Source organism: Salinisphaera sp. G21_0, from assembly GCF_017744115.1.
In the GTDB taxonomy this organism is placed as follows: domain Bacteria; phylum Pseudomonadota; class Gammaproteobacteria; order Pseudomonadales; family Endozoicomonadaceae; genus Endozoicomonas.
On sequence record NZ_JAGHQW010000105.1, the window covers coordinates 1 to 8,342 of the forward strand.

3 protein-coding genes are annotated in these 8,342 nt (G+C 49.0%); all 3 read left to right on the forward strand.

All coding sequences use genetic code 11. The annotated features are described in order from the left end of the window. The coding region (locus tag J7439_RS24565; protein ID WP_209204690.1) for an RAP domain-containing protein at positions 1-1,540 on the forward strand (1,540 nt) is incomplete at its 5' end. 53 nt (positions 1,541-1,593) lie between these two features. Beyond that, on the forward strand, positions 1,594-4,776 hold the full coding sequence (locus tag J7439_RS24570) for an RAP domain-containing protein (RefSeq protein WP_209204691.1): 3,183 nt from the start codon (positions 1,594-1,596) through the stop codon (positions 4,774-4,776). Positions 4,777-4,829: 53 nt separating this feature from the next. Beyond that, positions 4,830-8,324 carry an RAP domain-containing protein gene (locus tag J7439_RS24575; RefSeq protein WP_209204692.1) on the forward strand — a complete coding sequence of 1,165 codons (3,495 nt, stop codon included), beginning with the start codon at positions 4,830-4,832 and terminating at the stop codon, positions 8,322-8,324. The last annotated feature ends 18 nt before the right edge of the window (positions 8,325-8,342 follow it).

Here is an 8,342-nt window from a genome sequence, read left to right on the forward strand (position 1 = left end):
CGTGACTGCGCTGTTGTCCCATGTGAAAACCAAAGCCGAATCAAAAGAAGAGAAAGACCACTTCAAGCCACAGGAAGTCGCCAACCTGCTGTGGGCCGTGGCGAAACTGGTGGACAACGGGCTGGAGAAGACACAGAAGTGCAAAGAGGCCGTGACTGCGCTGTTGTCCCATGTGAAAACCAAAGCCGAATCAAAAGAAGAGAAAGACCACTTCAAGCCACAGGAAGTCGCCAACCTGCTGTGGGCCGTGGCGAAACTGGTGGACAACGGGCTGGAGCTGGAGAAGAAACTGAAGCTCAAAGAGGCCGCAGCCGTGCTATTACCCCATGTGAAAACCAAAGCCGAATCAAAAGAAGAGAAAGACCACTTTATTCCTCAGCATATCACCAACCTGCTGTGGGCCCTGGCGACACTCGTAGACAAAGGGCTGGAGAAGACACCGGAGCTCAAAGAGGCCGTGGCCGTGCTGTTGTGCCATGTGAAAACCAAAGCCGAATCAAAAGAAGAGATAGACCACTTCAAACCACAGGGAGTCGTCAATCTGCTGTGGGCCTTGGTAACACTGGCGGACAGCGGGTTGGCGCTGGAGAAAACAGCGAAGCTTAAAGAGTCCGTGCCCGCGCTGTTGCATCATGTGAAAACCAAAGCTGAATCAAAAGAAGAGAGAGACGACTTCAACACTCAAGGTACCATCAACCTGCTGTGGGCCCTGGCGAAACTGGGTGAGGCCATCGAGCTGAACCTGGTTCAATCTACGTTCGATTTTCTTGTCAACAGAATCAGTAAAGATCCTCAACTCTCTCAGCAAGATATATCGATGTCTCTCTGGGGAGTCATGGCATTCTGTGCCAGATTTTATCTGGATTCAGGCAGTAATGATAAACACTCGCTTGAAAAGCACATAGGTGAACTATTTTCCCGTATGGGCAATACGTCTCCGGGCAATATGCAGGTTCAATCCGTCATTGCCATGGCCGCAAGCTGGCTTGGCAGAGCGTGTCCGGTGGTCCCCCATTACCAGACAGTTAATTCAGAATTGCAATCCACTTTCCGCGATCAACTCCAATCAAGCCTTCCGTTGTTGAAGATTGAAGAAGAAAAGAGTCTGAACACATTACCTCCGGTTGACCTGCTGCTGCCAGATTACAACATGGTGATCGACGTTCAGGGACCTTTTCATTACGTGAGTGGTGATTTCAAAACCAGGAATGGTTCGACCTTGCTGAAAATCGCCCTGCTGCAGAAATTGGGATTTGAGGTCATTGAAATCCCGGTGAACAAGATTGATAACCAGGATTCAATGAAAATAGTTATTGAGCAAATAAAGGCAAAGTTAGCCGTCCTGCCAGAGGCTCATGGCTCTGTGTCACTTGACAGCGGCGAGTGGGCGGTAGACGAGGCATATTTTACTGCCGATGATGGAGGGCCGTTTTCAGATGACTGTTATTTTTCCGCCGAAGAATATTTAGAAGAGCAAACAAAAAAGCCCAAGAAAAGAAAAAGGAGGAGAAAAAAGCCAGTAAAAAATGCTACCTGCTGATGCCGTAAAATAGTCTACTTTTTATATTTTCCATGAATTAATGAAATATAATTATGGACAGAGGCGGTGCTGGTATAAGTTGGAAATACACAACATCAGGCAATGATTATAAACGACCAGATGATAATGCCGGTGCTTCAGGGAGTGGGCAATACAGATATGGCACAGTCAGGCAGGTGAATGCGCCACGACCCTATCTTCGGAAGCATAATGAATGTCATCCTGCTTCTGACGCCTGCTCTGCTAACCATCCACCAGGACATTCAATAAAACCTGCTCATGGTTTTAATGCTCTCATTACACCAGAAAAAATGGATTGGCTGGTGAGGGTATCTGCTCGTTATGGTGATCACTATGATGGTAAAACACACAGTCAATTTGCTTGTTCAATCAAACAATACACATCAAGGGAAAAACGACCATTAAATCATAGTGAACAACGCCAACTGATACCATTGTTGCACGATTTTAAAGTGACACCCGGGTGGACCTGGCGAAGCCTGACAACAACGCTTCATTCATTTACTTCAGCGGATGTTTTGATCCCTCATAAATACATGAATAAGGGGAATAGAGAAACTCAAGCCGCTTTACTGTCAAATTTACTTGATGCAGTAATACTTAAGTGCAACCAAAAAAATGAAGCCAGGGATATCGATGTACAAGGTATCAGCAACCTGCTGTGGGCCGTGGCAAAACTGGTGGGCAATGGGCTGGAGCTTGAGAAAACACCGAAGCTGAAAGAGGCCGTGGTCGCGCTGTTGCCCTGGGTGAAAACCAAAGCCGAATCAAAAGAAGAGAAAGACCACGTCAAGCCACAGGAAGTCGCGAACCTGCTGTGGGCTGTGGTGAAATTGGTGGACAACGGGCTGGCTCTGGAGCAGACAGCGCAGCTGAAAGAGGCCGTAGCCGCGCTGTTGCCCCAGGTAAAAACCAAAGCCGAATCAAAAGCAGAGAAAGACCACTTTAATGCCCAGCATATCGCCAACCTGCTGTGGGCCGTGGCGAAACTGGTGGACAATGGGCTGGAGCTGGAAAAAACGCCGAAGCTGAAAGAGGCCGTGGTCGTGCTGTTGCCCCATGTGAAAACCAAAGCCGAATCAAAAGAAGAGAAAGACCACTTCAACACTCAGGCTACAACGAACCTGCTGTGGGCCTTGGCGAAACTTGTGGATAACGGGTTGGAGCTGAAGAAGACAGCGCAGCTCAAAGAGTCTCTGGCCGCGCTGTTGTCCCGTGTGCAAAACAAGGCTGAATCAAAAGAAGATAAAGGCCTCTTTATTCCTCAGCATATCGTCAACCTGCTGTGGGCCGTGGCGAAACTGGTGGATCACGGGCTGGAGCTGGAGAAGACAGTGCAGCTCAAAGAGGCCGTGACCTCGCTGTTGCCTTATGTGAAAACCAAGGCCGAATCAAAAGAAGAGAAAGACGACTTCAAGCCACAGGGAATCGCCAACCTGCTGTGGGCGGTAGCGAAACTGGTGGACAATGGGCTGGAGTTGGAGAAGACACCGAAGCTGAAAGAGGCCGTCGCCGCGCTGTTGCCCCATGTGAAAACCAAAGCCGAATCAAAAGAAGAGAAAGGCCGCTTGAATGCTCAAGCTACCGCCAACCTGCTGTGGGCCGTGGCGAAACTTGTGGATAACGGGCTGGAGCTGGAGAAGACACCGAAACTCAAAGAGACTGTGACCACCCTGCTGCCTCATGTGACAACCAAAGCCGAATCAAAAGAAGAGAAAGACCACTTTATTCCCCAGCATATCGCCAACCTTCTGTGGGCTGTGGCGAAACTGGTGGACAACGGGCTGGAGCTTGAGAAGACACCGAAACTCAAAGAGACTGTGACCACCCTGCTGCCTCATGTGAAGAGCAAAGCCGAATCAAAAGAACAGAAAGACCACTTCAAATCACAGGGAGTCGCCAATCTGCTGTGGGCGCTGGCGAAACTGGTGGACAACGGGCTGGGGCTGGAGAACACACCGAAGCTCAATAAGGTCGTGGCCGCACTGTTGCCCTGGGTGAAAACCAAAGCCGAATCAAAAGAAGAGAAAGACCACTTCAACCCGCAGGAAGTCGCCAACCTGCTGTGGGCCGTGGCGAAACTTGTGGATAACGGGTTGGAGCTGAAGAAGACAATGCAGCTCAAAGGAGCCGTGGTCGCGCTGTTGCCCTGTGTGCAAAACAAAGTCGAATCAAAAGAAGAGAAAGACCACTTCAAGCCACAGGAAGTCTGCAACCTGTTGTGGGCTGTGGCGAAACTGGTGGACAACGGGCTCGAGCTGGAGAAGACAGCAAAGCTCAAAGAGGCCCTGGCCGCGCTGTTGTACCATGTGAAAACCAAAGCCGAATCAAAAGAAGAGAGAAGTCACTTCATTACTAAAGGTACTATCCATCTGCTGTGGGCCCTGGCGAAACTGGGTGAGGCCATTGAGCCGAACCTGATTAAATCTACGTTCGATTTTCTTGTTGGCAGAATCAGTAAAAACCCTCAACTCTCTCAGCTAGATATATCGCTGTCTCTCTGGGGGGGCATGGTATTCTGTGCCAGAGTTTATCTGGACTCTGGTAGCAATAAAAAAAATCCGCTTGAAAAGCACATAGGTGAACTATTTTCTCGCCTGGGAAATACATCCTTAGGCAATATCGAGGATCAATCGATTATTGCCATGGCCGCAAGCTGGCTTGGCAGGGCGTGTCCAGTGGTCCCCCATTACCAGATAGTCATTTCAGAATTACAATCCACTTTCCGCGATCAACTCCAATCAAGCCTGCCGTCTTTGACGATAAAAGAAGAAAAGAGTCTGAACTCATTACCTCCGGTTGACCTGCTGCTGCCAGATTACAACATGGTTATCGATGTTCAGGGACCTTTTCATTATGTGAGTGGTGATTTCAAAACCAGGAATGGCTCGACCTTGCTGAAAATCGCCCTGCTGCAGAAATTGGGATTTGAGGTCATTGAAATCCCGGTGAACAAGATTGAAAACCAGGATTCAATGAAAATAGTTATTGAGCAAATAAAGGCAAAGTTAGCCGTCCTGCCAGAGGCTCATGGCTCTGTGTCACTTAGCAGCGGTGAGTGGACGTCAGATGATGTATATTTTACTGCCGATGATGGAGGGCAATGTTCAGATGACTGTTATTTTACCGCCGAAGAATATTTAGAAGAGCAAACAAAAAAGCCCAAGAAAAGAAAAAGGAAGAGAAAAAGGCCAGTAAAAACTGCTGCCTGCTGATGCCGTAGAATAGTCTACTTTTTATATTTTACATGAATTAATGAAATATAATTATGGACAGAAGCGGTGCTGGTATAAGTTGGAAATACACAACTTCAGGTAATGATTACAAACAACCAGACGCTCATGCCAGTGCTTCAGGGAATGGGCAATACAGGCATGGCGCAGTCAGAAAGGTGAATGTGCCATCGTCCTATATCCAGAAGCGGAATGAATGTCACCCTGCTTCTGACGCCTGCCATGCTAACCATCCGCCAGTACATTCAATAAAACCTGTTCATGGTTTTAATGCTCTCATCACACAAGAAAAAATGGATTGGCTGGTGAGGCTATCTGCTCGTCACGGTGATTACTATGATGGAAAAAAACACAGTCAATTTGCCACTTCAATTAAACGATACACATCCGCTTTGAAACGACCTTTAAATCATAGTGAACAACGCCAATTGATACCATTGTTGCACGATTTTAAAACGACACCCGGGTGGGCTTGGCGAGGTCTGACGACAACGCTTCATTCATTGACGTCAGCGGGTGTTTTTACCCCTCATCAATACCTGGATGAAGGGGTTAAGGAAACTCAAGCATCTTTATTGTCAACTTTACTTGATACAGTAATACGTAAGTGCAACCAAAAAAACGCAGCCAGTGATATTGATGCACAAGGTATCAGCAACCTGCTGTGGGCCGTGGCGAAACTGGTGGGCAATGGACTGGAGCTTGAGAAGACACCGAAGCTGAAAGAGGCCGTGGCCGCGCTGTTGCCCTGGTTGAAAACCAAAGCCGAATCAAAAGAAGAGAAAGACCACTTCAAGCCACAGGAAGTCACGAACCTGCTGTGGGCTGTGGCGAAATTGGTGGACAACGGGCTGGCGCTGGAGAAGACAGCGCAGCTGAAAGAGGCCGTGGCCGCGCTGTTGCCCCAGGTAAAAAACAAAGCCGAATCAAAAGAAGAGAAAGACCACGTCAAGCCACAGGAAGTCGCGAACCTGCTGTGGGCTGTGGCGAAATTGGTGGACAACGGGCTGGCGCTGGAGAAGACAGCGCAGCTGAAAGAGGCCGTGGTCGCGCTGTTGCCCCAGGTAAAAACCAAAGCCGAATCAAAAGCAGAGAAAGACCACTTTAATGCCCAGCATATCGCCAACCTGCTGTGGGCTGTGGCGAAATTGGTGGACAGCGGGCTGGAGTTGGAGAAGACACCGAAGCTCAAAGAGGCCTTGGCTGCGCTGCTATCCCAGGTGAAAACCAAAGCCGAAGCAAAAGAAGAGAAAGACCACTTCAAGGCACAGGAAGTCGCTAATCTATATTGGGCCGTGGCGAAACTGGTGGACAATGGGCTGGAGCTGGAAAAAACGCCGAAGCTGAAAGAGGCCGTGGTTGCGCTGTTGCCCCGGGTGAAAACCAAAGCCGAATCAAAAGAAGAGAAAGACCACTTCAACACCCAGGCTATAACCAACCTGCTGTGGGCCTTGGCGAAACTTTTGGATAACGGGTTGGAGCTGAAGAAGACAGCGCAGCTCAAAGAGGCTCTGGCCGCGCTGTTGTCCCGTGTGAAAAACAAGGCTGAATCAAAAGAAGATAAAGGCCTCTTTATTCCTCAGCATATCGTCAACCTGCTGTGGGCCGTGGCGAAACTGGCGGATCATGGGCTGGAGCTGGAGAAGACAGTGCAGCTCAAAGAGGCCGTGACCTCGCTGTTGCCTCATGTGAAAACCAAGGCCGAATCAAAAGAAGAGAAAGACGACTTCAAGCCACAGGGAATCACCAACCTGCTGTGGGCGGTAGCGAAACTGGTGGACAACGGGCTGGAGTTGGAGAAGACACCGAAGCTGAAAGAGGCCGTGGCCGCGCTGTTGCCCCATGTGAAAACCAAAGCCGAATCAAAAGAAGAGAAAGGCCGCTTGAACGCTCAAGCTACCGCCAACCTGCTGTGGGCCGTGGCGAAACTGGTGGATAACGGGTTGGAGCTGGAGAAGACACCGAAACTCAAAGAGACTGTCACCACCCTGCTGCCTCATGTGACAACCAAAGCCGAATCAAAAGAAGAGAAAGACCACTTTATTCCTCAGCATATCGCCAACCTGTTGTGGGCTGTGGCGAAACTGGTGGACAACGGGCTGGAGCTGGAGAAGACACCGAAACTCAAAGAGACTGTGACCACCCTGCTGCCTCATGTGAAGAGCAAAGCCGAATCAAAAGAAGAGAAAGACCACTTCAATTCACAGGGAGTCGCCAACCTGCTGTGGGCGCTGGTGAAACTGGTTGACAACGGGCTGGGGCTGGAGAACACACCGAAGCTCAATGAGGTCGTGGCCGCACTGTTGCCCCATGTGAAAACCAAAGCCGAATCAAAAGAAGAGAAAGACCACTTCAACCCGCAGGAAGTCGCCAACCTGCTGTGGGCCGTGGCGAAACTTGTGGATAACGGGTTGGAGCTGAAGAAGACAACGCAGCTTAAAGGAACCGTGGTCGCGCTGTTGCCCTGTGTACAAAACAAAGCCGAATCAAAAGAAAAGAAAGACCACTTCAAGCCACAGGAAGTCTGCAACCTGCTGTGGGGTGTGGCGAAACTGGTGGACAACGGGCTCGAGCTGGAGGAGACAGCAAAGCTCAAAGAGGCCCTGGCCGCGCTGTTGTACCATGTGAAAACCAAAGCCGAATCAAAAGCAGAGAGAAGTCAATTCAATTCTCAAATTGCCGTCAATCTGCTGTGGGCCGTGGCGAAACTGGGTGAGGCCATTGAGCCGAACCTGATTAAATTTACTTTCGATTTTCTTGTCGACAGAATCAGTAAAAACCCTCAACTCTCTCAGCAAGATATATCGATGTCTCTCTGGGGAGTCATGGTATTCTGTGCCAGAGTTTATCTGGACTCAGGTAGCAATAATAAAAATCCGCTTGAAAAGCACATAGGTGAACTATTTTCTCGCCTGGGAAATTCATCCCCGGACAATATAGAGGTTCAAACCGTTATTGCCATGGCCGCAAGTTGGCTTGGCAGAGCGTGTCCGGTGGTCCCCCATTACCAGACAGTCATTTCAGAACCACAATCCGCTTTCTGCGATCAACTCCAATCAAGCCTGCCGTCTTTGACAATAGAAGAAGAAAAGAGTCTGAACTCACTACCTCCGGTTGACCTGCTGCTGCCAGATTACAACACGGTTATTGATGTTCAGGGACCTTCTCATTACGTGAGTGGTGATTTCAAAACCAGGAATGGTTCGACTTTGTTGAAAATTGCCCTGCTGCAAAAATTAGGATTTGAAGTTATTGAAATCCCGGTGAACAAGCTTGATAACCAGAATTCAATGAAAACGGTTATTGAGCAAATAAAGGCAAAGTTAGCTGTCCCGCCAGAGGCCCATGGCTCTGTGTCAATTAACAGCGGCGAGTGGGCAGCAGATGAGGCATATTTTACTGCCGATGATGAAGGGCAATGTTCAGATGACTGTTATTTTACCGCCGAAGAATATTTAGAAGAGCAAATAAAAAAGCCCAAAAAAAGAAAAAGGAAGAGAAAAAAGCCAGTAAAAACTGCTGCCTGCTGATGCCGTAGAATAGTCTAT

Excerpts from the sequence above, each read along its gene's own strand:
- J7439_RS24575 (WP_209204692.1), top strand. The coding sequence starts at position 4,830 with ATGGACAGAAGCGGTGCTGGTATAAGTTGGAAATACACAACTTCAGGT.
- J7439_RS24570 (WP_209204691.1), top strand. The coding sequence starts at position 1,594 with ATGGACAGAGGCGGTGCTGGTATAAGTTGGAAATACACAACATCAGGC.